Annotated in this window: 23 protein-coding genes and 1 other annotated feature; of the genes, 3 read left to right on the top strand and 20 right to left on the bottom strand. The window is 46.3% G+C overall.

Annotation, left to right across the window (positions count from 1 at the left end; translation table 11 throughout):
- Position 1: 1 nt before the first annotated feature.
- The 3 genes from oppC to SB724_RS01305 all read right to left on the bottom strand — a co-directional run bounded on the left by oppC (position 2) and on the right by SB724_RS01305 (position 3,599).
- On the bottom strand, positions 2-919 hold the full coding sequence (gene oppC / locus SB724_RS01315; RefSeq protein WP_007409113.1) for an oligopeptide ABC transporter permease OppC: 918 nt from the start codon (positions 917-919) through the stop codon (positions 2-4).
- A gap of 3 nt (positions 920-922) precedes the next feature.
- Positions 923-1,858 carry an ABC transporter permease gene (locus SB724_RS01310; RefSeq protein WP_014417417.1) on the bottom strand — a complete coding sequence of 312 codons (936 nt, stop codon included), beginning with the start codon at positions 1,856-1,858 and terminating at the stop codon, positions 923-925.
- Between the two features lie 106 nt (positions 1,859-1,964).
- Positions 1,965-3,599 (bottom strand): peptide ABC transporter substrate-binding protein, encoded by a 1,635-nt coding sequence (locus tag SB724_RS01305; protein WP_007610603.1) that lies wholly within the window; start codon positions 3,597-3,599, stop codon positions 1,965-1,967.
- 476 nt (positions 3,600-4,075) lie between these two features.
- Positions 4,076-4,287, top strand: a binding site (T-box leader).
- Between the two features lie 55 nt (positions 4,288-4,342).
- On the opposite strand from SB724_RS01305, the gene trpS reads away from it, so the two are divergent.
- On the top strand, positions 4,343-5,335 hold the full coding sequence (gene trpS, locus SB724_RS01300) for a tryptophan--tRNA ligase (protein WP_012117281.1): 993 nt from the start codon (positions 4,343-4,345) through the stop codon (positions 5,333-5,335).
- Positions 5,336-5,366: 31 nt separating this feature from the next.
- On the opposite strand, the gene SB724_RS01295 is transcribed toward trpS, so the two are convergent.
- The 9 genes from SB724_RS01295 to SB724_RS01255 form a co-directional block, all read right to left on the bottom strand.
- The gene (locus SB724_RS01295; protein WP_007409116.1) at positions 5,367-6,119 is read right to left on the bottom strand and encodes a YjbA family protein; all 753 of its coding nucleotides are present in this window, start codon (positions 6,117-6,119) and stop codon (positions 5,367-5,369) included.
- A gap of 148 nt (positions 6,120-6,267) precedes the next feature.
- Positions 6,268-7,182, bottom strand: coding sequence for an oligopeptide ABC transporter permease (opp4C, locus tag SB724_RS01290; protein WP_007409117.1), 915 nt, complete (start codon positions 7,180-7,182; stop codon positions 6,268-6,270).
- 20 nt (positions 7,183-7,202) lie between these two features.
- On the bottom strand, positions 7,203-8,153 hold the full coding sequence (locus SB724_RS01285) for an ABC transporter permease (protein ID WP_003155051.1): 951 nt from the start codon (positions 8,151-8,153) through the stop codon (positions 7,203-7,205).
- Between the two features lie 66 nt (positions 8,154-8,219).
- Positions 8,220-9,848 (bottom strand): peptide-binding protein, encoded by a 1,629-nt coding sequence (locus tag SB724_RS01280; RefSeq protein ID WP_045207116.1) that lies wholly within the window; start codon positions 9,846-9,848, stop codon positions 8,220-8,222.
- A gap of 78 nt (positions 9,849-9,926) precedes the next feature.
- Positions 9,927-10,916: an ABC transporter ATP-binding protein gene (locus SB724_RS01275; RefSeq protein ID WP_410569818.1), complete on the bottom strand. Its 990-nt coding sequence runs from the start codon at positions 10,914-10,916 to the stop codon at positions 9,927-9,929.
- Positions 10,913-11,899 (bottom strand): ABC transporter ATP-binding protein, encoded by a 987-nt coding sequence (locus SB724_RS01270; RefSeq protein WP_029325950.1) that lies wholly within the window; start codon positions 11,897-11,899, stop codon positions 10,913-10,915. The genes SB724_RS01275 and SB724_RS01270 overlap by 4 nt, the downstream gene beginning before the upstream one ends.
- Before the next feature lie 173 nt (positions 11,900-12,072).
- On the bottom strand, positions 12,073-12,858 hold the full coding sequence (locus SB724_RS01265) for a DUF2268 domain-containing putative Zn-dependent protease (protein WP_410569816.1): 786 nt from the start codon (positions 12,856-12,858) through the stop codon (positions 12,073-12,075).
- 82 nt (positions 12,859-12,940) lie between these two features.
- Positions 12,941-14,179, bottom strand: a complete 1,239-nt coding sequence (gene fabF / locus SB724_RS01260) for a beta-ketoacyl-ACP synthase II (RefSeq protein ID WP_007610580.1) — start codon at positions 14,177-14,179, stop codon at positions 12,941-12,943.
- A 21-nt stretch (positions 14,180-14,200) separates the two neighbouring features.
- Entirely contained in the window at positions 14,201-15,139 is a 939-nt protein-coding gene (locus SB724_RS01255) for a beta-ketoacyl-ACP synthase III (RefSeq protein ID WP_007409122.1), read from the bottom strand.
- Positions 15,140-15,306: 167 nt separating this feature from the next.
- Between SB724_RS01255 and SB724_RS01250 the strand changes: the two genes are divergently transcribed.
- Entirely contained in the window at positions 15,307-15,525 is a 219-nt protein-coding gene (locus SB724_RS01250; RefSeq protein ID WP_007409123.1) for a hypothetical protein, read from the top strand.
- A gap of 28 nt (positions 15,526-15,553) precedes the next feature.
- On the opposite strand, the gene SB724_RS01245 is transcribed toward SB724_RS01250, so the two are convergent.
- The 4 genes from SB724_RS01245 to SB724_RS01230 form a co-directional block, all read right to left on the bottom strand.
- Positions 15,554-15,745 (bottom strand): ComZ family protein, encoded by a 192-nt coding sequence (locus SB724_RS01245; protein ID WP_003155061.1) that lies wholly within the window; start codon positions 15,743-15,745, stop codon positions 15,554-15,556.
- A 12-nt stretch (positions 15,746-15,757) separates the two neighbouring features.
- Positions 15,758-16,711, bottom strand: a complete 954-nt coding sequence (locus SB724_RS01240) for a BMP family ABC transporter substrate-binding protein (RefSeq protein ID WP_007610578.1) — start codon at positions 16,709-16,711, stop codon at positions 15,758-15,760.
- 89 nt (positions 16,712-16,800) lie between these two features.
- Positions 16,801-17,367 (bottom strand): Rossmann-fold NAD(P)-binding domain-containing protein, encoded by a 567-nt coding sequence (locus tag SB724_RS01235; RefSeq protein WP_061581906.1) that lies wholly within the window; start codon positions 17,365-17,367, stop codon positions 16,801-16,803.
- An 82-nt stretch (positions 17,368-17,449) separates the two neighbouring features.
- Positions 17,450-18,184: a lipase family protein gene (locus SB724_RS01230; RefSeq protein ID WP_410569813.1), complete on the bottom strand. Its 735-nt coding sequence runs from the start codon at positions 18,182-18,184 to the stop codon at positions 17,450-17,452.
- Positions 18,185-18,445: 261 nt separating this feature from the next.
- Between SB724_RS01230 and SB724_RS01225 the strand changes: the two genes are divergently transcribed.
- Positions 18,446-18,631: a YjzD family protein gene (locus SB724_RS01225; protein WP_032874447.1), complete on the top strand. Its 186-nt coding sequence runs from the start codon at positions 18,446-18,448 to the stop codon at positions 18,629-18,631.
- A 37-nt stretch (positions 18,632-18,668) separates the two neighbouring features.
- Here the strand turns inward: SB724_RS01225 and SB724_RS01220 are convergent, their stop codons facing one another.
- The 4 genes from SB724_RS01220 to SB724_RS01205 form a co-directional block, all read right to left on the bottom strand.
- Positions 18,669-18,848, bottom strand: coding sequence for a YjzC family protein (locus tag SB724_RS01220; protein WP_003155070.1), 180 nt, complete (start codon positions 18,846-18,848; stop codon positions 18,669-18,671).
- A gap of 75 nt (positions 18,849-18,923) precedes the next feature.
- Positions 18,924-19,895: an ornithine carbamoyltransferase gene (gene argF, locus SB724_RS01215; RefSeq protein ID WP_410569811.1), complete on the bottom strand. Its 972-nt coding sequence runs from the start codon at positions 19,893-19,895 to the stop codon at positions 18,924-18,926.
- A complete protein-coding gene (carB, locus tag SB724_RS01210) occupies positions 19,883-22,978 on the bottom strand; it encodes a carbamoyl-phosphate synthase (glutamine-hydrolyzing) large subunit (RefSeq protein WP_061581905.1) in 3,096 nt (1,031 codons plus the stop codon). The genes argF and carB overlap by 13 nt, the downstream gene beginning before the upstream one ends.
- Positions 22,971-24,029, bottom strand: coding sequence for a carbamoyl phosphate synthase small subunit (locus SB724_RS01205; RefSeq protein ID WP_012117273.1), 1,059 nt, complete (start codon positions 24,027-24,029; stop codon positions 22,971-22,973). The genes carB and SB724_RS01205 overlap by 8 nt, the downstream gene beginning before the upstream one ends.
- Between the last annotated feature and the right edge of the window lie 60 nt (positions 24,030-24,089).

The following is a 24,089-nucleotide window of genomic DNA, read 5'->3' as shown; positions in this document are numbered from 1 at the left end:
CTTATTTGCGTAACTTAGGATCCAGCGCGTCTCTTAACCCGTCGCCGACAACGTTAAAGCCGAACATCGCCAGGCAGATAAAGCCGGCAGGGAAGAACAAACGCCAAGGGTAATAGGTTAATGCAGGCAATCCGTCTGAGGCCATCGTTCCCCAGCTCGCAAGCGGCGCAGGTACGCCGAGGCCCAAATAACTTAAAAACGCTTCTGTAAAAATCGCCGTCGGAACCGTCAGTGTCATCGTTACGAGGATAGAGCCCATCGCGTTCGGAACGATATGCTTAAACAAAAGCCGGCCGGTTTTGGCGCCAAGTGTCTGTGAAGCAAGCACATACTCCTGATTCTTTAATTGCAGCACCTGTCCGCGGACGATCCTCGCCATATTGATCCAGCCCGTGATCGTCATGGCGACGATAATGGTCAGCAATCCTTTCGGCAGGACAACCATCAGCAAAATAACCATTAATAATGAAGGAACAGCCCACAGAATGTCGGCGATGCGCATCATCACTTCATCTGTGCGTCCGCCGCGGAATCCGGAAATGCTGCCCCAGATTACGCCGATTAATAAATCAAGCACGGCAGCTGCGACACCGATAAAGATGGAAATCCGCGCGCCCACCCATGTCCGGACGAATATATCCCTTCCAAGGTCATCCGTGCCGAACCAATGATCTTTCGACGGCGCTTTATCCGCATTTAATAGATTGGTAGTGGCATAATCATACCTTGAAAAGACAGGCGCAAAAATCGCCATCAGAATAATAAGAACGATCAGTACGAACCCGACCATCGCAAGCTTATTGCTGCGGAAGCGGAGCATGGCGTCTTTCCAGAGGGAAAGGCTTTTTTTATTTATTTTTTCGGCATCGCCGGCATTAGCTGAAGCTGGTTCAAACATATTTTTAGGAATGTTCTGCATGGTCTAGGCTCCTTTCTTTGCTTTGGAAAGCTTGATTCTCGGATCGATTAATCCGTACAGCACGTCAACAATTAATACGCATAAAAGCAGGAGCACGCTGAAGAACACGGTAACTCCCATAATGACCGTATAATCACGGTTTGTAATGCTGTTTACAAAATGCGCGCCTAAACCGGGAATTCCGAAAATGGATTCAATGATGAAACTTCCCGTTAAAATGGATGCCGCCATCGGCCCCATATATGTCACGACCGGCAAAAGCGCGTTTCGCAGCGCATGGCGCACGGTGACTGACGGACGGGAAAGTCCTTTAGCTTTTGCAGTCCGTATGTAATCGCTGTTTAACACTTCAATCATGCTTGAACGGGAGAGTCTGGCAATGAACGCCATCGGCATGGAAGCGAGCGCAATAGAGGGCAGAAAGGTGTATGCCCAGGATTCCCACCCTGCGACCGGGAACAGTTCTAATTTAATTGAGAAAATATATTGCAAAATCGTCGCCAATATAAAGCTCGGAACTGAGATCCCAAAGATCGTTAAAATCGCAATGGTATAATCCTGCCATTTATTATGGTACAGGGCAGCAAGCACCCCGAAAAGCACACCGAACGCTAAAGCGAGGAGAATAGCTTCTGCACCAAGAGTGAATGAGACGGGGAAGCCTGAATTGATTAAATCATTAACACTTTGGCCTTTATATTTAAAAGAAGGTCCGAAGTCCCACATCGCCACAGATTTTAAGTAGCTGGCATATTGAACGAAAAGAGGCTTGTCCAGGCCATAGTGTTCGTTTAAGTTTGCCTCAATTTCAGGCGGCAGCTTTCTTTCGCCGGAAAATGGTCCGCCCGGCGCTGCCTGCATTAAGAAGAATGTGGCGGTCACAATCACAAACAATGTGATGATCATGTAAATGAATCGTTTACCGATATATTTCAGCAAGGTGAACACCTCCATGTTTTTTACAATTTTATACTTAATCAGTAAGAAAGGTATATGGGGACATCCTCCCCATATACCTTGGGCCTTTTGTTTTCAGAACCGTCTTTTATTCAAAAGAAGCGTTTCTGAAGTAAACTTCGCCTGTTCCTGTCAAGATCACATTTTTGAGGTTTTTATCCTGCACCCAAGGATCCGTATAGAAATAAACTGGCGCGACCGGCATTGCGTCAATAAAGATCTTTTCTGCTTTTTTCAGCTCTTCGATACGTTTATCCGGATCCGTTTCAAGCTGAGATTGGTTCAGCAGCTTTTTAAACTCAGGATCTTCCCATCCGGTATCATTGTTTCCGCCTTCTTTATCACGGAACAATTCAAGGAAGTTGATCGGATCGTTGAAATCGCCGAGCCAGCCCATACGCGCGATTTGGTAGTTCTGGCTGTGCAGCTTGTCGATGTAAACATTCCATTCGGAGTTATCAAGCTCAACTTTGACGCCCAAGTTCTTTTTCCACATTTCCTGTACGGCCTGCGCGATTTTCGCATGCGCGTCATCCGTATTGTAGGACAGTTTGATCGCCGGAAGGTCAGAGGCATTCTTGACGCCTAATTCCTTCAGTCCTTTATTTAAGAATTCTTTAGCTGATTTGACGTCATTGTCTTTGAAATAACCTTTTGTGTTATCCTTGAATCCCTTCATTGACGGCGGCACCGCAGCCATGGCCGGGATTTGTTCGCCCTGCGTTACATTTTTCACGATGGATGAGCGGTCGATCGCATAAGCAAGGGCTTTACGGATGTTGACATTGTTCAGCGGTTTCTCTTCTGTGTTGAATTTGTACCAATACACGCCTGCGATCGGTTCAACATGAAGAGATCCGTCTTTTTTCAATGTCGGCAGAGATTCAGTCGGAAGCTGGCCGAGCGGCATTCCTGCCCAGTCAAGCTCACCGGCTTGGAATTTTTTCAGTTCGGTGTTGTTATTGTTAATCATCACCATGTTGATTTTCTTCAATTTCACAGCGTCTTTATCCCAATATTGATCGTTCTTTTCGAGCGTGATGGAACCGCTGTGTTTCCAGGCCGTCATTTTGAACGGGCCGTTTGACACATAATTTTCGCCCGCGTTTGTGTTCCAGTTTTTATGTTTTTCCGCAATTTTCTTGTTGACCGGCATATACGTATAGAATGAAGTTAATTGCGTGAAATAAGGTGTCGGGTTATTCAGTTCAACCTTTAATGTTTTGTCATTTACGGCTTTTACGCCTACATCATCAATCTTGCCTTTTCCTGTATTGGCAGCTTCAGCGCCTTTGATGTAGTAGAGCTGATAAGCGTATTGTGATTCGTTGTTCGGGTCAAGCGCCCATTTCCACGCATATTCAAAATCCTGCGCTGTCACAGGGTCGCCGTTAGACCATTTCGCACCGTCACGAATCGTAAATGTATAGGTCTTTCCGTCTTTGCTTGTTTCAATTTTAGATGCCATTCCTTCTTCAGGCTCACCTTTGGAGTTTACGCGTGTCAATCCTTCAAAAGTCTGTCGGATTACGCCTCCTGAAACGGAATCATTCGCTAAACCCGGATGCAGTGAGAACGGCTCGGTTTTAATATTGATATTAAGTGAAGTCTGTCCTTTGGTGTCTTTTTTACCGCCGCCTGATCCGCCGCTGAATCCGCCGCACGCACTTAATACAAGCGAAAAGATAAGCATCAAACCTACAATAGACCAACGCTTTTTCATGCACTAACCCCCTAATCAAATTTTTCAGCCTTTACTACTAAATACTCAGAAATATCAGACAAAATAACTTAATATTTTTCTAAACTTTAATTGTGTTCCGTCTTTTCTGATTATTTTATGTAAAGAAGCTGTAACAATAGAGTGAACAAGTTCATTATAATGAAATGAATAATTTATTGCAATACTATTTTCTCAATTTAAAATATTTAAATTTGGTCAGTTTTTCTGTCAAAAAGGTGATACACTTCTATAGTTTAAAGCATGACCTAACTAAATTTTTTTATTGCAATTTCCAGTTCATATTGCTTTTTACATATAATATTCGTTATACGAAATGTTGATATACGTTATCATTTAAGCATTTTCAGTTCTTTTTGAGGATTTCCACCCCTTAAGCAAACTGGAAATAAGCTTGTATTCCTCTGATGACATTTGGCTATAATTGATTTATAATAGATCAATCAAATACATTTGTTGTGATTGCGATGATGAAGAATAGTACACATTTTCATCCGTTTGAAGAGAGTCTGCGGTGCTGGGAGCAGGTAACGGGCAATGTGGAATGGACTTCTGAGCAGCTGACCGAACGTTAGTAGGCCCAGCCGGAGCAGCCTCCGTTACCAACGTCTCGAGCGATTCCATTGTAATGGAATAATCAGGGTGGCACCACGGTTCATTCGTCCCTTTTTTCTACGGGAAGAATGGGCTTTTTTTATTATGTTTTAAGAAATGAGGTAAGAACTATGAAGAAAACGATTTTTTCTGGCATTCAGCCGAGCGGTTCCGTTACCCTCGGCAACTACATCGGCGCAATGAAGCAATTTGTCGATTTGCAGCATGACTACAACGGCTACTTCTGCATTGTCGATCAGCATGCGATTACGGTTCCGCAGGATCGGCTTGAACTGCGGAAGAACATCCGCAATCTCGCGGCTCTTTACGTGGCCGTCGGACTTGATCCTGAGAAAGCGACTCTCTTTATCCAGTCGGAGGTTCCCGCTCATGCCCAGGCGGGGTGGATGCTCCAATGCGTCGCATATATCGGCGAGCTTGAGCGGATGACGCAATTTAAGGATAAGTCAAAGGGCAAAGAAGCCGTCGTGTCAGGACTGTTAACCTATCCGCCGCTGATGGCCGGCGATATTTTACTGTACGGAACGGATCTTGTTCCGGTCGGAGAAGATCAAAAACAGCATCTTGAACTGACCCGCAACCTGGCGGAACGCTTTAATAAAAAATACAATGACATCTTCACGATTCCTGAGGTGAAAATTCCTGAATCAGGCGCGCGCATCATGTCACTGGCTGATCCGCTCAAAAAAATGAGCAAATCAGATCCGAACCAAAAGGCATACATCACGCTGCTTGATGAGCCGAAGCAGCTCGAGAAGAAAATTAAGAGCGCCGTGACTGATTCTGAAGGCATTGTAAAGTATGATAAAGAAAACAAACCGGGCGTTTCTAATCTTTTGACGATCTATTCTATTTTAGGAAACACATCAATTGAAGAATTAGAAGCTAAATATGAAGGCAAAGGGTACGGTGAATTCAAAAGCGATTTAGCCGAAGTCGTTATCGGCGCATTAACACCGATCCAAGAGCGCTACCGTGAATTAATTGAGAGCGACGAGCTTGACCGCATTCTCGACGAAGGAGCGGCGCGCGCAAACAAAACGGCCGGCAAAATGGTGAAGAAAATGGAAAACGCCATGGGTCTCGGACGGAAAAGAAGATAAAGAAAAGAGGCGGGATTCTCCCGCCTCTTTTTTAGTTCACTTTTGATTCCTGCTCCATTTCCCAAAGCTTTTCGAAAAACGGCTGCCCTTTAATCAAATTTTCACAGAACGCAAGATGTTTATCTGACCAGCCTTCAATTGTTTCATTGTAAAGCATGTCCCAGATCTCTTCAAAGCTCATCCGTTTGATCTGCTCATACATATGCGGATTCCATTCCGTGTACCAATACACAATTTCCGCACGGTTTTTCAGCCCTTTCAGCTGGTCGAGCGCCATAAACATCAGCTGCTTGATCTGCCGCTCTTTTCTCGTCAGCCCTCTGACATGCTCCGGCGCCAATGACAAAATGTGATATTCCTTTGAAGACTCCAATTGCGCCGGCTCAAATTGAAACGATTCCGGTTCTACATCCTTTACCATTTCATAAACAAGCTGCTCCTGTCTCGGAATCAGGCGGCTCTTTCTGACCGGAATGGTATACCCGATCGTATCCACGGCAATGATGCCGATCCCGTCTGTCACGACAAAACAATACTCCAGCTTTGTCCTCTCATGATTTTTTCGCACATATGACTTTTGGTGCACTTGGTCAAGCAGCTCTTTCGGAAGCTCTGATAAGTCGTTTTCTATGTAATGAAATAATACCGACGGCACTCTGAGCAGCGGCGTCTGATCCAAAAGCTCAACCGTGTCTTCCTTCCGCCATTCGTGAAAATGGCATACATTGTAGCCGTTTTCTTCCCCTTCAAACCAATTGACCCATACATCATGAAGAAATAACATATTCGACCCCTCACTTTATAAAAACTGTTGTCCACAGTATAGGCAAGGGATAGATAAATTATTCCATTTCGATATGAGATTTCCGCAATACGGAGCTGGATTTCTGACTGCATTGCAACAAAAAAAATCTCCCGTTCCGTCCGGGAGATCATTTCACATTTTTCGGATCAAGCGCATCACGCAGCCCGTCTCCGACAAAGTTAAAGCACAATACGGTAAGAAGGATCAACAAACCCGGGAATAACGGGTACCACCAAGCCTGAATCATAAGCGTAAAGTTCTGTGCATCCTGAAGCATATTGCCCCAGCTTGCGATCGGCGGCTGAATCCCGAAACCGAGATAACTTAATGTAGATTCCGCCAAAATAACCGTTCCCACCTTTAATGTGGCTGAGACAATAATCGGTCCGAGCGCATTCGGTAATATATGAGAAAAGATGATGTGATGATTTTTTGTACCGATCGTCTTTGCAGCTAATACAAACTCTCTGGAACGAAGCGATAAAAACTCCCCTCGGACAAGGCGTGCCGTTGTTGTCCAGCCTGTAAGGGAGAAAATTAAAATTAATTTATCCATTCCGGGCTGAAAAATCGTAACAAGTGTAATAAGCAAAAATATATCAGGTATGGATAATACGATATCAACGGTTCTCATGAGAACGGCATCGACAATCCCTTTAAAATATCCGGCAACGGCTCCGACAACTGTCCCGATTGTAATCGCGCCGATCACAGAAGCGAATCCGACAAGCAAGGAGACGCGCGCCCCGTACAGAACCCTCGTAAAGATGTCTCTTCCGAATTTATCAGTTCCCATTAGATGTTTTAAGCTCGGCGGCTTCAAACGATTGATAAGAGATTGACTCTCCGGAGAGTAAGGAGCGATTACCGAAGCGAATAAGGCTGACAAAATGATGATGGTTAATATAACGGCTCCGATTACAGCTAGTTTATTTTGAAAGAACTTTTCGAAAAAAATCTTCGTCATTGTTTCCGGTTTGGATTGAATATTTTCCTTTAATTTTACTTCGCTGGGGGGTGTGCCGGTATTTGGCTGTAACATTTGACTCTCACCTCTCTTTGTTAATATTCAATGCGGGGATCAACCAGCGCATATAAGATGTCCGCAATTAAATTCCCCACCACAACCAAAACAGCTGAAATGACCGTCATGGCCATGATAACCGGATAATCCCGCGAAAAGGCTGAATCAATAAACAATTTGCCGAGACCCGGCCAAGTAAAAATCTGTTCTACCACTACCGCTCCCCCGATAAATGACGGTATCATCAGACCAAAAATAGTGATGACAGGAAGAAGTCCGTTTCTCAAACCGTGTTTAAAAATCACTTTATTATCTCGGAATCCTTTCGCACGCGCCGTTCGTATATAATCCTGTTTTAACACATCAAGCATACTGGATCTTGTGTATCTCGTTATCCCTGCCATGTCTGCCGTGGCGAGCACAAAAGCAGGCAGAATCAAGTGATGCAATCGGTCAAATATGTTAAAGTCAGCATTCAAAGTGCTTACTCCGCCAGTGGGAAACCACCCTAGATTTACAGATAAAACCATGATTAAAATCAAACCGAACCAAAAATTCGGAATGGCAAGCCCTAAAAATGAAGTAACAGTTATCCCGTAATCCAATTTTGAATAAGGACGTTTCGCTGACAGAACACCAAATGGAATGGAAATAAGAAGAGCGACAAGGGTTGAGAAAAGCATAAGCACAATCGTATTCGGTAAACGGGATAAGATAAGTTCAGAAACTGGAGTGCCTTTCTTGACGATAGAAGTCCCGAAATCCCCTTGCAGCATATTCCCCAGCCATTTCACATATTGAACAGGTTCCGGATCATTCAACCCATATTTTTCAATGAATTTAGCCCTGTCCGCTTGACTGATTGTAGGGTCCATCATAAGTGACATCGGGTCTCCCGGCGCTGCTTTCATGATGGCAAACGACAAAATTGTAATGCCTAAGAGAATCGGCAAGGACATTAATGTTCGCCGTAAAATATATGTAACCATATTCTTGTCCCCTTTTTAAATAGGATAAGAGAGGAAAGGAACCTCCTTCCCTCTCCAGGGCTTTTGCTATTTTTGATCCAGCCACCATTTTTCAATATTGTACAAGTCATTTTTAGGGTGGAATACATAGCCTTGTAAATTATTCGGCATCGCTCTGTGGTAATTGTAATAGAATAAGAAGCTGTACGGCTGATCTTCAGCAATCAATTTGTATATCTCTTCATATTTCTTTTGGTATTCTTTTCTGTCTGTAATTGTCTTCGCTTCTTCAAGCAGCTTATCGACTTTCGGGTTTTTATACCAGATATTATTCAGCCCGTTTTTCGATTGGCTTGAATGGAAGATAGAGAATTGATCCGGGAACGTTGCAAGACTCCATCCGAGAAGAAGAGCGTCATAATCCCAATTAGGGGCACTTGTCTGTTCGATTAACGCACTGAATTCAACAATTCGCGGTTTAGCCTCAATTCCCACTTCTTTTAGTTGCTGCTGAACGACAACAGCTAAATCTTCACGAATTTTATTGCCTTGATTCGTTTTAATTTCAAACGAGAATTTTTTTCCGTCTTTATCAAGGTAGCCGTCACCGTCATGGTCTTCCCATCCGGCTTCTTTTAGCAGCTGCTTTGCTTTCTTCGGATTATAATCAAATGTCGGCACTTTAGACTTCGGATAATTCCATGACAGCGGACTCTCAGGAACATCCGCTACCTTACCGTCTCCGTTCAGCACTTGATCCACCATTGCCTGCCTGTCAAGAGCGTAAGTCAATGCCTGACGCACTTTTTTGTCTTTAAAGATCTCTTTTTTCTCATTCCAGCCGATATAGCTGTAGTTTAAGCCAAGATCAGATTTGACCTTCACATTTCCAAACGTTTTAACCGTATCAAAATCTGTGCCCGGCACAACGAAGAAATCAATATCCCCCGCTTTTAACTGAGCCACGGCAGCGTTAGAATCAGGTATTGTTTTTACTGTCACTGTATCAAGGTAAGGTCTGCCGCCAAAGTAATCATCATTTGCTTCCAGTTTGACGTACTCGCCCTTTTTCCACTCAACAAACTTAAACGGACCGGAGCCGATTGGATTTTTACGGTTAAATTCATTCTCTCCCAGATCTGCAACTGGCACCTTACCCAATATATGTTTAGGCAAAATGCCGTAACTGTCGAGAACGACATTATAGAAATAGGCATCTTTTTTCTTCATTTTAAACTGAATTTCATATTTTCCTTTTTTCGTTACGGATTTAAGGGACTCAAAACCCGAGCCACGCTCACCGTTGTAATCTTTGTTAAGAGGGATGCTGTAGGTGAAAACAACATCATCGGCCGTCAGCTCTTTTCCATCATGGAATTTAACGCCTTTTTTCAGTTTTACATCATACGTTAATCCCCCGTCAGCTTCTGTTACTTTTTCAGCCAGCGACGGCTTGACGTTTAATTTCTCATCAGTTTCCAATAATGTACTGTAAATCATTCCTTCAATATCAGAACTTGCAACATCGGTAGAATAAAGTGGATTAAAAAGTGTGGGTTCCCCGGTTGACCCGACAACCAAATCTCCGCCTTTTTGCGGTTTTCCTGCCGGTTTGGATTCGGTGCTTGTGGATTTTGAGCCGGAGCAGGCGGACAGGAAGATGGCGAGCGCCATAAAAACACTTAGCATTATCAGTGCGCTTTTACGTAATTTCATATCAATTCCCCCTTTTGTGATATATATGCAGCAAACAGGTTATGTAATCCGGCATACCCCCTCTCGATGCTTGTCATTTCAGGCATATAAATGGCAGGCGACGTAATGGCCGGGAGCGGCTTCTTCAAATGCCGGGATTTGTTCCTTGCAGATCGGTTTGGACATCGGACACCGCGTGTGGAACACGCAGCCTTTCGGCGGGTTTGCCGGGCTTGGCAGTTCTCCTTTCAGGATGATTCGTTCCCGCTTGACGGCGTCTTTTTTTCTCGTGACGGGCACTGAAGACAAAAGCGCTTGCGTATAAGGGTGAAGCGGATTGCCGTACAGCTCGTGTTTATCGGTCAGCTCCATCATTTTTCCCAGATACATGACGCCGACTCTGTCGCTGATATGGCGGACAACACTCAAATCATGAGAAATAAACAAATAGGTCAGGTTGAATTCTTCCTGTAGTTCTTCCATCAGATTGATGACCTGGGCCTGAATGGAGACATCGAGTGCGGAAACGGGTTCATCCGCAATAATCAGCTCGGGATTCAATGTCAGAGCCCGCGCAATCCCGATCCGCTGGCGCTGCCCCCCGGAAAATTCGTGCGGATAGCGGTTTGCAAAGCTCGGATGAAGGCCGACTTTCGCCAGCAGCTCCTCCACTCGCTCGTTCCGCTCGCTCATGCTGTACATATGGTGAGTCTGGAACGGTTCTTTAATAATAGAACGCAGCGTTTTCCTCGGGTTAAGGGATGCGAAGGGATCTTGGAAGACCATCTGGATGTTTTTGCGGACGCTTTTTCTCAGCTTTTCTTCAGATAAGCCCGAGATATCCTGACCCTTAAAAAGAATCCGGCCGTCTGTCGGCTTGTATAAACGGATCATCGTCCTTCCCGCCGTTGATTTGCCGCATCCTGATTCACCGACGATGCCGAGCGTCTCCCCGCGCTTCAGTGAAAAAGAAACGCCGTCAACAGCCTTTATATCACCGACTTTCCTTTGAAAAAAACCGGAGCGGATCGGGAAATATTTTTTTACGTCTTTCAGCTCTAAAATCGTTTCTTGGCCTGCAGCTGTCATTTTGATTGGGCACCCTCTTCCTCATATAAAAAACATCTTACAGAACGGCCGCTTTCATGCGTTATCAGCTCCGGCTGCCCTGTTTTGCATTTGTCCATCGCTTTTGAACACCTCGGGGCGAATCGGCAGCCTTCCGGAAGATTATCCGGTGTCGGGACACTGCCTTTGATCGCTTTTAATGTATCAATCTCTCCATCTATCACCGGTATGGAGTTTAACAGCCCTTCGGTATACGGATGAAGAGGGTTTAAAAATAAGTCCTCCACACTCGCGCTCTCTACGACTTGTCCGCAGTACATCACGATCACCCTGTCGGCGGCTTCGGAAACCACACCTAAATCGTGAGTGATCAGCAGAATGGAAGTATCGAATTTTTTGCAGAGGTCTTTCATCAGCTCCAATACTTGGGCTTGTATTGTCACATCAAGCGCCGTCGTCGGCTCATCAGCGATCAGAAGCTTCGGATTGCAGCTGAGCGCGATGGCGATCATCACCCTCTGTCTCATCCCTCCGGAAAGACGGTGCGGATATTCTTTCATCACTTGTTCCGCTCTGGAGAATCCGACGAGTTCCAGAAGCTCAACGGCTTTTTTAGCCGCTTCTCTTTTATTCATTTTTTTATGGTATTCAAGCACTTCGGTAATTTGTTCGCCGATGGTCAGCACCGGATTCAGGGAAGTCATGGGCTCCTGAAAGATCATAGAGACGTCATTTCCGCGGATTTTGCAATATTCGTTTTCGGTGAAGGAGGCCAGGTCCCTGCCTTCAAGCTTAATCGAGCCGTCCATAATTTTTCCGCCCGAGCCTTGGACAAGTCCCATAATAGAAAGCGAGGTAATGCTTTTGCCCGAGCCGGATTCTCCTACAAGAGCGACGGTTTCGCCTTTGTTAATGTGAAAATCAACCCCGTCGACTGCGGGGATCGGCTGTTTCTTTCTGAAAAAATAGGTCTTTAAATTATTCACTTCTAATAGTGTGCTCATGATACGCCCCTTTCTCATTCCGCTGAAGCAGAGGGAAACATACGTTTCGCTATCACAAAATATAGAATAGTCGAAAAATTTTATAGTTGTATATTATTACATCATTATTACAAAAGCAAGAATTTTTTAGGATAAATGTAATATCCTTAAATAATTTCCATTCTTTTAATCTATTAATGCGTTGCCTCCAGAAAGGTTTTTGAAGGGATGGCCAATGCTTCTTTTACTGTTTTTTGATGATCGGTTAAATATTTTTTTACTATATTGAATCCGATAGCATAGCCGAGCATTGAGGGGAAGTATCCTTTTCCGTATAACAGCTGGGAAAACATTCTGCTGTCTCTCGTTAAGCGGAGGTTCGGCTTGACTCTTTTTTCAAACAGAAAATCAAGCTGCTCAGGCGTATAGTATGACGTCCATTCCGCCGTAAGACTTGAGCCGAACCGCTCATATACAGCATATTCTGCCAGCCCCTCCATCATGATTGTATCAAGAAATGTCTCATCTTTTTCGTCCTTTGTCACATGTTCTAACCGGCAGACGTGATTATATTCATGTGTCATAAGGGCGGATACAGCTGAATTGGAACTATCCGACGATAGAAAGAGGAACATTTTGTCCCGAAAGGCCAGACCGGATTTTGATCCGAATTCCTGACGGATTTTCCGGTTTCGTTCATCGACGGGCAAAACTACGATCGGCACGTCCGGCCCGTTCCACTTCTCCTTTAAATAGGCTTCCTCCTTTTGAATATGACTGTAGCATCCTTTTTCTTTCAGCCGTTTACTGGTCCTAACGCCGTCCTTCAAATGGCGGAACATGCCGTGGTTTTGCAGCATCCCGAGTATCGGCTTCCACTCTTTCTTATCGGCCCCTGAAAAAAGCGGCAAAAGATGCGGGGCCAGATCATTTACGGATGCCGCCTTTTCCATCCATTGATATGTCTGCTTGACGCTCATACCGGTTCGCCTCCTCTTGTTGTTATCATATGCACGCACAAAAAAACCGGCCACCTTTTTCAGGCAGCCGGTCAAAACTGTATTATTGATATTTTTTAAAGATCAAAGTGGCATTATGTCCGCCGAAGCCGAGCGAGTTGCTGAGAACGACGTTGACATCCTGCTCGCGCGCTTTGTCCGGTACATAATCTAAATCACACTCTTCATCAGGTGTTTCGATGTTAATCGTCGGCGGGATAATGCCGTCTTTAATGGCCATGACGGAGAAGATTGCTTCAATTCCTCCGGCAGCGCCTAACAAATGACCCGTCATTGATTTTGTCGAACTGACGGCAAGCTTGTACGCATGATCACCGAAAACGGTCTTAATGGCTTTTGTCTCGTATTTATCATTGTAGTACGTGCTTGTGCCGTGAGCGTTGATGTAATCAATTTCTTCAGGCTTGATGCCCGCATCTTTGATTGCTTCCTGCATCGCTCTCGCACCGCCTTCCCCGTCTTGGGCAGGCGCGGTAATGTGGTAGGCGTCACCCGTTGAGCCGTAGCCGACAATTTCCCCGTAGATTTTCGCACCGCGGGCAAGGGCATGCTCAAGCTCTTCAAGCACGATGATCCCCGCGCCTTCTCCCATGACAAAGCCGTCACGGTTTTTATCAAACGGGCGGCTTGCCGTTTTCGGATCAGGATTTGTAGAAAGGGCTTTGTTTGCGCTGAAGCCTGCAAATGACATTCTTGTCAGCGGCGCTTCTGTTCCGCCCGTAATCATCGCATCGGCATCGCCGCGCTGAATGACTTTAAACGCGTCACCGATAGAGTTCGTTCCCGTCGCACATGCCGTCACCGTACAGGAGTTGACTCCTTTTGCTCCGAGAGCGATTGAGATTTGGCCTGTCGCCATATCAGGAATCATCATCGGAACAAAGAACGGGCTGACCCTTCTCGGCCCTTTTGTCAGGAAGATTTCGAATTGGGATTCAAGCGTTTCAAGACCGCCGATTCCGGACCCGACCCAAACGCCGACTCTCGGCGCGATCTCGTCTGTGATGTTAAGACCGGCATCTTGAACGGCCATTTTCGCGGCTACGACAGCGTATTGCGTGAAGCGGTCCATTTTTCGCGCTTCTTTTTTATCCATGTGATTTTCAATATTGAAATCTTTCAGTTCAGCAGCTACTTTCGCCGGATACTCGTCCGATTCCACACGTGTGATCGGTCCGATTCCGGATACGCCGCCGATTGCATTTTTCCAGCTTGTTTCTGCGTCGTTTCCAAGCGGAGACAGGGCTCCAAGCCCTGTAACGACTACTCTTTTTTTACTCATCTTGTGTGCACCTCACTTTTTTTATCGTCCCCAGCGTATTGCTATGGCGCCCCATGTCAATCCTCCGCCGAAACCGACCATGACGATGACGTCGCCGTCTTTAATTTTGCCTGCTTCCAGTTCCTCTACTAATGAAATCGGAATGGATGCTGCGGATGTGTTTCCATATTTATGGACTGTTTTAGACATCTTTTCAACCGGAAGCTCCAAACGTTCCCGTGCCGCTTCCATGATGCGGATGTTTGCTTGATGCGGAATCAAAAAGTCGACGTCCTCTTTGGAGAGGCCGGCTTTTTCAATGACATTTACACTCGATTCACCCATTTGCCGGACGGCGAATTTGAATACTTCTCTTCCATGCATGATTGTATGCCCTTTTTCATCTAAGTACAAGTGCTGGCCGCCTGTACCGTCTGCTCCGAGCTCAAATGACAGTATGCCTCTGTCGTCGCTGACCGGTCCGATGACCGCCGCTCCGGCTCCGTCTCCGAACAGCACAGCCGTATTGCGGTCGTCCCAGTCGGTAATGCTCGAGAGCTTTTCCACGCCGACCACGAGGACATGTTTGTATGTTTGCGATTCAATGAATTGTTTGGCGGTTACGATACCGTACATAAAACCCGCACACGCGGCGCTGATATCCATCGCGCACGCTTTTTTGGCCCCGAGCTTCTCTTGTATCATACAGGAAACGGTCGGGAAAGACTGGTCAGGAGTAACCGTCGCCACGAGGATCATATCAAGCTCCTCAGCGGAAATGCCGGCCTGATCAAGCGCTTTTTGCGCAGCCTCAGCGGCCATGCCGGATGAATACATATCTTCCGCGGCGATTCTTCTTTCTTCTATACCTGTTCTCGTACGAATCCACTCGTCCGATGTATCTACCATTTGTTCAAGATCATGATTTGTCAGCACTTTTTCCGGGATGTAACGGCCGACGCCAAGAATTCCAGCTTTCATTGGAAAAGACTCCTTTTTTATAATGAATTTAAAACTAATTAGTTATGATCAATTATTAGTATCAGGTACTAATTCTACCCTATTTTTTTTCTGTTGGCAATATATTCGTCTAAACTATCGGACGCTGCTCCTCATAGAATAAAAGAAAGACGAAAGGAGGCTTCACTATGGATATTTTCTCCAAAATGATGTTCGGCGATTCCAGAGACCGGGATAAAGAACCGGAAGAAAACCCTGAGCAGCCTCAGGCTGAAAACGAAGAAGAGATCGATTACAACCACGTGATGAATCAGCTGGGGTCCATCATGAACTCTCTGGATCAATTAAAGCCCGTATTTAAAGACTTCGCGCCGATGGTGTCCGCTATAAAGAAAAAAATCATGTGAAAAGCCACTTCATGAAAAGTGGCTCTCTTTATTTATTCAGCTCCCCGGCATCAGATCTGCCAAGCTCATACGCTTCCGCCATGACCGATGTAAACAGGTCCATAAACGGCTGAATCATTTCCATAGACAGATCTATGCCGGATTTCTCAAGCTCCGCCTTTGCTTCCGGCAGGTATTTCATCGCGATCTGCATAAATTCAAGAGACTTTTCATGCTGCATGTGTATCCACCTCTATTCATTTGACGGCAGTTCATTTGTTCGGTTATACGTTTTGACAAGGTCTGAGATTTTGTCTTGAAATGCTTTGTCCACCAGAGGGCTGAACGTCCCCATTTCAACGACTCCTTCCCTGAAATCAAAGTTGTGATCTCCGCTCTTGAGCGTACCTTTATTATATTGCTCGGCAATTAATGTATAGGCTTTATCTACGTTTTGCACCGTGCTTGTCAGCACCGTGTTTTTACCGAGATTCGATTGCTCGGCGACATAGCCGATGGCATAAAGCCCGTCTTTTTTGATTTGCTGAATGACAGGAACATTATACCCGTCTCCGGCCGGATATACAACATCCGTGCCTTCCGCTTTTAACTTCTCGTATAGATGCAGCGCTTCATTGCCGTTATCCCAGTGGTCCGTAAATTCAGTATTGACGGTGATATCAGGCTTTTCATATTTCGCCCCTTTGATAAAGCCGTCTACTTCAGGCTGCCACAAAAAGGAGGCGATGACGCCTACCTCATTGGTTTTTGACATATGGGCGGCCGTCATTCCCCCAAAAAAGCCCATTGCTTCACCCATAAGGTGAACGCTTGTGACATTATCGCTTTTCGCCGTTCCGTTTGCGACGACGAATTCCATGTCGGGATAATCCTTGCTGATCATATTGAAGATTTCCTCGTATTCATTTCCGTGCCCGTATAAAAGATTGACTCCTTTTTTATGAAAATCATCTATCGCTTTTAAAATATCTTCATCGGATCTGATATTTTCTTTATAATAAACGTCAACGTTAAATTCAGATTGTATCGCTAATAAACCTTTGTAACCTTTTGTGCCCCATACCAAGTCACTGATGGTATCGGGAAAAAGCATTCCGACCTTCTCAATTTTTCCTTTAAACGGAGTTTGTGCGCATCCGCTCAATAAAAGGAGGAGAGAAAAGATCATGACAAGCCTGGTGATCAAGCCATGTTCAACCCCTTTTCAAACTCATAACATGTATAATTGATATACGTTTATTGTAGCGGTAATGCACATAACATGGAAGGTATTTCTTAAAAAATGTCGAATATTGATGAAAATTGTCTTTTCCACTCTTGAATTTTTTCTTTTGCTTCCGTTTTTTGCGTTTTTTCTTTTATTTCCAGGGTAATAATCTGATTTTCGTCTTCTGTGCCGTCAGCCTCAAGCTGATTCATCAGCCCGCAGACTGCGTCTTCTAAATAGATCCTGCTTTCGCCATCTTCTTTTGCTTCTGTCCACGGACCGTAGAGGGGAGGAAGGATAATCGCTTTTGCCGTATCCCGCTGACCGTTTTTTTCCCAGTCTCCGTGATCCTCACTGTAAACAATCCAATATAAAGGCTCAGCCCTTTCTTCAGGCAGACACCCGCTCCCGTATTGAACGCAGATACGATCGTATTCCTTTTCACCGATTTCATCTATTATTTGAAAAAGCCCGTTTCTCGCGAGCCACATTAAACGTTCTTCTAAATACAGCTGCCTCGTTTTGTCCTCCGGTTCTGCCAAAATGACATCGACATGCACACCCTCATCCATCAACCGTTCGCACAATGAAAGGCCGAGAAATTCATCTGCTCCAATGATCAGCGCTGTCTTCATCACATCTGCCGCCTTTCCGGTTTTTCATTCGCACACAAGCCAAACAGCCCTCTGAAAAGAGATGGCTGTTGTATTCTATTCATTACAGGTCTTTTTCATGACTGCGGAAAAACCGGCAGATGGCTCTGTACATGCGCGCAGGGTTCTCAAGCAGGTGATATGTGATATCAGTCTTGCTTCCGGTCTTTTCCCGGGCTTCTTTATACGCGTTCGCATGCAGGGTGTACGGGTACGGCGCTCCGGCCGTTCTTTGCCATATATGTACCGGCACGCGGGTGCGGCAGCCGGTAATGGTCTGATAGCTCAGTAAGCTTGCCTCTTTTTCAGAAACACCGAAGCTTTGTGCCGTTTCCCTCAGAAACTGCTTATAAAAAAACTTATTTTCTTTCTCTGATTCAAAATGGGCTTGAAGGTCAAGACAAGGATCTAACATTGCGGCTGAACGGATATGCTCCGGTGAAGACTGCAGCAATTGATCGGCGATAAGGGCGCCCATGCCTTCTGCGAGCAAGTGTATTTTCGGATTGAGGGTTTCTTGTTTCAGCACATAATGCATCAGCTGTCTGGCGTAAAGGGCGGCTTTTTCCGAACCCCAATGCCGTCCGTATAAATTGCTGTTAAAAATGGTGTACCCTCTGTCAAGCAGCACATGTAACAGCTGCTTTCTCCCTTCATGTTCGAGCCAAAAGCTTGAGTCCCGGCTGACAAAGTGGGTTCTGTCCCCCAGAATAAAGATACAGAAGCCGTTCGGCCGATACGGCAGATGGATGACGTTCAGCTCAGATCCGAATTGGAAAAATCTTTCCGTTATCCCCATGCCTGCCCGCCTCCTTTTACTCCTAATCTCTCTATTGGCTATCATATGTAAGAAGAATGAAAACGGATCGGATAAACTCCTATTTGCTGCTATGTTTTGGCTATTATCCCAATCACAGGAACTGAATTTTCCTTCAGACGGCGGGACAGGCGGGCACATGTCAGTTTCAGGCGCGCTTTTTGATGAGAAAAATGACCTTCCGCCCGCGCCTTATGTATGGTATGATACAACGTAGAATAAAATGAAGGACGAGGTGGAAACGTGCGGTTAGTTATCGGTTTTATTTGGACGTTCCTTTTAACACATATGGCCTGTTATTTGATCGCCTCCATGAACAGCGCGGCGTACAACTTCAAACAATCTTCCGTTATCGCCGTGGTTATTGCGGTGCTAGTCTTTGTTCTTGCGGAGATCATGCCTGTCAAACAGGATGCAAACCAGCATTAAATAAAAAAAACCTGCTATTCAGCAGGTTTTTTTGTGTTCACGGTTTTCGTTGATACGTCCACAATCTGTTATGGTTTGAAGTTTCAGGGAACATTTCTCCCACCGTAAGCTTGATTTTTTGCGGGTTTTTGACCATGCTTCCCGTTTCGCCGATTTCAACGTACACACCGTTATTCGGCGCTTTTTGTCCCGGGCGGAATTGATGCTGCTGTCCCACGTCATTTCCTCCTTTTTCTTTTTTATGTAGTATGCGCTTGTATGCGGAGAAATATCAAAAACCGCTGAATGAGATTCAGCGGTTTTTTTGTTCATCCTGTTTGTAAAGAAGAGCTTTCAGGAGCGCTTTTTGCGCGTGAAGCCGGTTTTCCGCCTGCTGAAATACCGCAGAGTTCGGGCCGTCGATAATCTCGGACGTTACCTCTTCCTCCCGATGCGCGGGCAGGCAATGCAAAAATGTATAGTCGGGTTTGGCGAGACTGACGAGTGAGGCATTGACTTGATACGGGGCAAACACATTCAGCCGCTGCTGCGTCTCTTCCTCCTGCCCCATGCTCGTGAAGACGTCGGAGTAAATCACGTCTGCATCCCGCACCGCTTCCTGAGGATTTTCGGTAAGGGTGATTTTCGCTCCGGAAACAGCCGCCGCTTCTTTCGCGGCATCCACCGCCTCTTCCTCTGCTTCATAGCCTTTCGGCGAAGCAACCGCAATGTCACAGCCCATTTTTGCGCAGCCGATCATAAGTGAATGCGCCACATTATTTCCGTCACCGATATAGGCAACCTTTACTCCTTTCAGTTCTCCTTTTATTTCTTGTATCGTTAACAGATCCGCGAGTGCCTGACACGGGTGATACCGGTCGGTCAGCCCGTTTATGACGGGAATGTCTGCATGCTCGGCAAGCTCTTCGACTTTTTCATGTTCAAAGGTGCGGATCATAATGGCATCAACGAATCCGGACAGCACCTTCGCCGTATCCGCGACCGTCTCCCCCCGCCCAAGCTGCAGGTCGCTGCTTGAAAGAAATAGTCCCGTTCCCCCGAGCTGGGCCATTCCCGCTTCAAAAGACACGCGTGTGCGGGTTGAAGATTTTTCAAAAATCATCGCCAATGTTTTCCCTTGGAAAATCGGCTGTATCGGATGTTGTTTTAATAATGAAGCTTCTGTCAGAAGCGCATTGATGTCTGACGGGCTGACATCTTTTAAGGAAAGAAAATCTTTTCCGTACAAATGGGTTAATGTGTGTTCCGCTTTTATTGTGTGCATGATGCCACTTCCTTTTGATAAAGATCTTTGAGCGATACAGGCTGAGGTTTGCCGGAGCCGCTTGCTAAAAATGCCTTTACGGTTTCCGGTTCAGTAAAGACCGTCACACCGTGCGTCATGGCTTCGATCCGTTGTTTACGCGCTTCTTCAGAGTGATTGAAATTGATATGGACCGCTTTATCCTTTCGCTCTGCCCATGCCGGGAACGCATCTTTGCATACGGTAAATCCCGCCTCTTGAGCCTGACGTTCCAATTCCGCATCACAGCCTTCCAGATAGATGCTGCCTTTTTTCTCCCAGACGTGCGCGTAGATTTTTTTCAGGGCGCTTTCTGCGTCAAACGCGACACACATGCCTTCTCCGGTCGACTTCATTTCCGGCCCGGGCTTTACGTCCACATCCTGAATGGCGTGAGAAGAAAAAACCGGGAATTTCACTGCCGTTCCGTGCTGATTTTGAACCTCGGGCTTGATGTCTTTAAGGGAAGCGCCGGCCAGCAATCTGGCGGCAAGCGGGATCATCGGCACCCCCATCACCTTAGACACGACAGGAACCGTGCGGCTTGCCCGCGGGTTCACTTCAAGAACGAGAATATCCCCTTTGTCATCAATGACAAACTGAATGTTCATGATGCCTTTAAAAGCCAGTTTTACCGCGATTTTTTCGGCGGCCTCTTTTATATTCCGCTGCATATCAGGTGTGACAGACGGACCCGGAAGAATCGCAAAACTGTCGCCCGAATGGACGCCGGCGCGCTCAATGTGCTCTGTGTAAGTCGGCACGAATACTTCATGTCCGTCGGAAATCAGATCGATCTCCAATTCTTTTCCTGTAATGTACTGATCGATCAAAATCGGATACGGCATGCCCGCTTCATTTTCCAGCAGTTCTGACATTTGCGCTTCTGAATCAACGATGATCATGCCCATCCCACCGATGACATAAGACGGACGGATCAGCACGGGGTAGCCGATTCGGCTTGCTTTTTCCGTTGCTTCTTCTTTTGAATAAGCGGTTTCGCCTTTGGCATGTTTCAGGTCAAGGTCATCAAGCAGCTGATAAAACAGATCCCGATCCTCCAGCGCATCAAGGGTTTCAAAGGATGTTCCGAGCAGCGGAATGCCCGCTTTTTCCAGCGGTTCAGCGGCATTGATCGCGGTCTGTCCCCCAAACTGGACGATGGCAAAATCAATGTTTTCATGTTCCGCCACGTTTAAAATATGTTCTGTCGTCAGCGGTTCAAAATAAAGCCGGTCGGCGATTTCATAATCCGTGCTTACTGTTTCCGGATTGTTATTGATCATAATCGTTTCATACCCCAGCTTTTGCAGGGTCAGAACGCCGTGGACGGCGCTGTAATCAAATTCCACTCCCTGACCGATGCGGATCGGGCCTGAGCCGATGATGAGGGCGCGTTTTTTTTCTTTTCGGCTGATATCTCCGTCGCTTTCCCCGAGGTAGGTGGAGTAGAAATAATTCGTCTTGGCATCAAATTCAGCGGCGCATGTATCTACGATTTTAAACGACGGGACGATGCCTGATTTCTTTCTGAGAGCACGGATGTCTTCTTCCGTTTTTCCCGTGAGAGATGCGATCATGACATCCGTGAAGCCTTTTACCTTCGCCTGCTTTAAAAGCGGGGCAGACAGATGATCCCCTTCTTCCATCAGCTTGTTTTCCAATGTGATGATATTTCGGAACACATGGAGAAAAAACGGGTCAATTTTCGTTTTGGCATGGATGTCTTCTATCGTTTCACCGCGGCTTAACAGTTCCATGACGACGAAAAATCTCCGGTCATCCGGCGTTACCGCTAATTCCCACAGCTGATTGATCGTACAGCCGCCGAGTTCAGGCAGTCGGGTGCCGATCGTTTTCAGCTCAAGGGAGGCCGCCGCTTTTTGAATGGCCGCTTCCATATTTCTTTCGATCGCCATGACCTCTCCCGTCGCTTTCATCTTCGTTCCGAGCGTGCGGTCGGCATGTTTAAATTTATCAAACGGCCAGCGCGGGAATTTGACGATGACATAATCAAGCGCCGGTTCAAAGCTTGCATAAGTAGAGCCCGTCAGCGGATTTTTCAGTTCATCAAGCGTATAGCCGACGGCAAGTTTCGCCGCCATTTTGGCAATCGGATAGCCGGTCGCTTTTGACGCGAGAGCTGAAGAGCGGCTGACACGCGGGTTCACTTCAATGACATAGTACTGTTTGCTGAACGGATCCAGCGCAAATTGAATGTTGCAGCCGCCGACTACATCCAGCGCCGAAATAATCGCCAGGCTTGCTGAACGCAGCATCTGATATTCTTCATCCGTTAACGTTTGGGACGGTGCGACGACGATGGAGTCCCCTGTATGCACGCCGACGGGATCAATGTTTTCCATATTGCAGACGGTGATGCATGTATGATTGCTGTCGCGCATGACCTCATATTCGATTTCTTTAAAACCGGCGATGCTTTTTTCGACGAGGCATTGGCTGATCGGGCTTGCTAACAGCGCCTGTTTAATAAGCGTCTGAAACGATTCTTTCGTTTTCGCGATTCCGCCTCCCTTTCCGCCTAGCGTGTACGCCGGTCTCAGAATGACCGGAAATCCGATAGACTCAGCGAAGCGGAGGGCGTCTTCTTCGTTGTCGACGATTTCGCTTTCCGGAACGGGCTGATCGAGCTCTTTCATCAGGGCGCGGAACTGCTCCCGGTCTTCGCCTTTTTGAATAGTTTCCACCGATGTTCCCAAAAGCTTGACGTGATGCTTCTTCAGCACGCCTGCTTCTTCAAGCTTAACGGCTAAATTCAATGCCGTCTGGCCGCCCAAATTGGCAAGCAGACCGTCCGGTTTTTCTTTTTCAATAATAGCCTCGATGCTGTCGGTTGTGAGCGGTTCAAAATATATTTCATCGGCAAACGCCTCATCCGTCATAATCGTTGCCGGGTTGTTGTTGACTAGAATAACGCGGTATCCTTCTTCTTTCAGAGCCATGCAGCCCTGCGTTCCTGAATAATCAAATTCAGCCGCCTGGCCGATGATGATGGGGCCGGAGCCGATGACTAATATGCTGGAAATGGTTGTATCTTTAGGCATGAGCGATTTCTCTCCTTGCTGGTATCACTTTCTCTAGAAATTCATCAAATATCCACTCGCTCTCAGCCGGTCCGGGGTGAGCTTCAGGGTGGAACTGGACGCTTAATACGGGAAGGCGCTTATGAATGAGCCCTTCCACTGATGTATCATTGACATGATGAAATCTGATTGACAGCTCGTTTTCGTCAATTGATGCTTCATCAACGACATAGCTGTGGTTCTGGCTTGTCATAAACACCCGTTTCGTTTTCCGGTCAATGACGGGATGGTTGGCACCCCTGTGGCCGAACGGCAGCTTATACGTATTTCCTCCGAAAGCCAGGGCAATCAGCTGATGCCCGAGGCAAATGCCGAGTGCGGGGAAATCACTGAGTAATGATGTAATCCGGTTCATGTACGGCGCAATCGCTTTCGGGTCGCCCGGGCCATTTGAGAGCACGATTCCGTCGGGCTGAATGTCGTAAACAGCGTTCATCTGCTGATACGGAATGACCGTTACTTTACAGCCGCGCTTTACAAGTGACGAGGCGATTGATTTTTTATAACCGAAATCAATGAGCGCAATATGCCGGTCTCCGTTCCCCATTGACGTGATGTCTTCAGACTGCGCCAGCTCCGCCGGGTTTTCTGTTCCGGATGCTGCGGGAATCTCTCCTGTTGTTGACACGGCAGCGTTCATCGTGCCGCCGGAGCGGATGGTTTTGACGACGGCCCGTGTATCCACTTCGGTTAAGAGCGGGATGTTCCATTTATTTAAATACTCTCTCAAGCTTGAGACTGCTTCATGGTGAGAAAAATGTTCACACGCTTCATAGACGGCAACAGCCTTGACTTGAGGAATCTTACTTTCGAGGTCTTTTTCATTAATTCCGTAGTTTCCGATCAGCGGATACGTAAAGACGATGATCTGACCCTTATATGACGGGTCTGTAAGCACTTCCTGATAGCCTGTCATTCCGGTGAAAAAAACAGCTTCGCCAACACAGCGGGCCTCTTTTTCAAGTTCACCGCCGAATGATGTTCCGTCTTCCAATACTAAATAGCCTTTCATCTAAAGCCCACCTCTTGATGAATAATTAATTAAAAATATGAATTTTTATACTTTTATACC

This window comes from Bacillus sp. SIMBA_031, assembly GCF_046535225.1.
GTDB lineage: Bacteria > Bacillota > Bacilli > Bacillales > Bacillaceae > Bacillus > Bacillus velezensis.
Note: the sequence above shows the minus strand (reverse complement) of the source record. Positions and strands in the feature narration are given on the sequence as shown.

What these genes read in the sequence shown, in the direction of transcription:
- SB724_RS01305 (WP_007610603.1), bottom strand. Translation starts at nt 3,599, where the DNA reads ATGAAAAAGCGTTGGTCTATTGTAGGTTTGATGCTTATCTTTTCGCTT.
- opp4C (WP_007409117.1), bottom strand. Translation starts at nt 7,182, where the DNA reads ATGTTACAGCCAAATACCGGCACACCCCCCAGCGAAGTAAAATTAAAG.
- SB724_RS01275 (WP_410569818.1), bottom strand. Translation starts at nt 10,916, where the DNA reads ATGACAGCTGCAGGCCAAGAAACGATTTTAGAGCTGAAAGACGTAAAA.
- SB724_RS01230 (WP_410569813.1), bottom strand. Translation starts at nt 18,184, where the DNA reads ATGGGGATAACGGAAAGATTTTTCCAATTCGGATCTGAGCTGAACGTC.
- SB724_RS01245 (WP_003155061.1), bottom strand. Translation starts at nt 15,745, where the DNA reads ATGCAGCATGAAAAGTCTCTTGAATTTATGCAGATCGCGATGAAATAC.
- carB (WP_061581905.1), bottom strand. Translation starts at nt 22,978, where the DNA reads ATGCCTAAAGATACAACCATTTCCAGCATATTAGTCATCGGCTCCGGC.
- fabF (WP_007610580.1), bottom strand. Translation starts at nt 14,179, where the DNA reads ATGAGTAAAAAAAGAGTAGTCGTTACAGGGCTTGGAGCCCTGTCTCCG.
- trpS (WP_012117281.1), top strand. Translation starts at nt 4,343, where the DNA reads ATGAAGAAAACGATTTTTTCTGGCATTCAGCCGAGCGGTTCCGTTACC.
- SB724_RS01295 (WP_007409116.1), bottom strand. Translation starts at nt 6,119, where the DNA reads ATGTTATTTCTTCATGATGTATGGGTCAATTGGTTTGAAGGGGAAGAA.
- SB724_RS01250 (WP_007409123.1), top strand. Translation starts at nt 15,307, where the DNA reads ATGGATATTTTCTCCAAAATGATGTTCGGCGATTCCAGAGACCGGGAT.
- argF (WP_410569811.1), bottom strand. Translation starts at nt 19,895, where the DNA reads ATGCACACAATAAAAGCGGAACACACATTAACCCATTTGTACGGAAAA.
- SB724_RS01235 (WP_061581906.1), bottom strand. Translation starts at nt 17,367, where the DNA reads ATGAAGACAGCGCTGATCATTGGAGCAGATGAATTTCTCGGCCTTTCA.
- SB724_RS01280 (WP_045207116.1), bottom strand. Translation starts at nt 9,848, where the DNA reads ATGAAATTACGTAAAAGCGCACTGATAATGCTAAGTGTTTTTATGGCG.
- SB724_RS01205 (WP_012117273.1), bottom strand. Translation starts at nt 24,029, where the DNA reads ATGAAAGGCTATTTAGTATTGGAAGACGGAACATCATTCGGCGGTGAA.
- SB724_RS01265 (WP_410569816.1), bottom strand. Translation starts at nt 12,858, where the DNA reads ATGAGCGTCAAGCAGACATATCAATGGATGGAAAAGGCGGCATCCGTA.
- oppC (WP_007409113.1), bottom strand. Translation starts at nt 919, where the DNA reads ATGCAGAACATTCCTAAAAATATGTTTGAACCAGCTTCAGCTAATGCC.
- SB724_RS01255 (WP_007409122.1), bottom strand. Translation starts at nt 15,139, where the DNA reads ATGAAAGCTGGAATTCTTGGCGTCGGCCGTTACATCCCGGAAAAAGTG.
- SB724_RS01285 (WP_003155051.1), bottom strand. Translation starts at nt 8,153, where the DNA reads ATGGTTACATATATTTTACGGCGAACATTAATGTCCTTGCCGATTCTC.
- SB724_RS01270 (WP_029325950.1), bottom strand. Translation starts at nt 11,899, where the DNA reads ATGAGCACACTATTAGAAGTGAATAATTTAAAGACCTATTTTTTCAGA.